Source organism: Allobosea sp. (assembly GCF_051860145.1).
Classification (GTDB): Bacteria; Pseudomonadota; Alphaproteobacteria; order Rhizobiales; family Beijerinckiaceae; genus Allobosea.
In genome coordinates this window covers 1-538 of record NZ_JBHYEM010000062.1, presented here as the reverse complement: position 1 = coordinate 538, position 538 = coordinate 1, and the positions used below count along the sequence as shown (strand labels likewise).

1 protein-coding gene is annotated in these 538 nt (G+C 66.0%); it reads left to right on the top strand.

The genetic code is table 11. The features are described from left to right. Nucleotides 1–116: 116 nt before the first annotated feature. Nucleotides 117–538, top strand: a 422-nt coding sequence (locus ACTIF2_RS27705; RefSeq protein WP_439500355.1) for an ATP-binding cassette domain-containing protein, incomplete at its 3' end; no start/stop codon positions are given.

The window sequence follows — 538 nt, the reverse complement described above, 5'->3', positions numbered from 1 at the left end:
CGTCGCCCTGTTCCTGACCGTCCTGGCGCTGACGCTGATCGCCGACGGCATCGGCCGTTCGCTCGACGGCCGCCGCCAGAGCATGTTGTGAGGTCGCCATGTTGAATGTTCGGCATTTGCGGATCGGACTTCCCGTCGGCGGCGACAGGAGTTTTGCGGTCGACGACATCTCCTTCGACCTGGCTGCGGGCAAGACACTTTGCCTCGTGGGCGAGTCGGGGTCCGGCAAATCGGTGACGGGGCAGGCCATTGCCGGCTTGCAACCGAAGATACTGCGCGGCTTGACCACGGGGTCCATCGCGCTCGACGGTGTCGAGCTGTCGGGTCTGACGCAGCGGGAGTGGCAGGTTATTCGCGGTCGTCAGATCGGTGTCGTCTTCCAGGAGCCGATGACGGCGCTCAACCCGATCATGAAGGTCGGCAGGCAGCTCGGCGAGATCTATGCGGCGCATGGCATCCGGCTGAGCCGGGCCGAACTGCGCGACCGGATCCATGCGCTGCTGGAGCGGGTCGGCATTCGTGAGCCCGGCCGGATCGC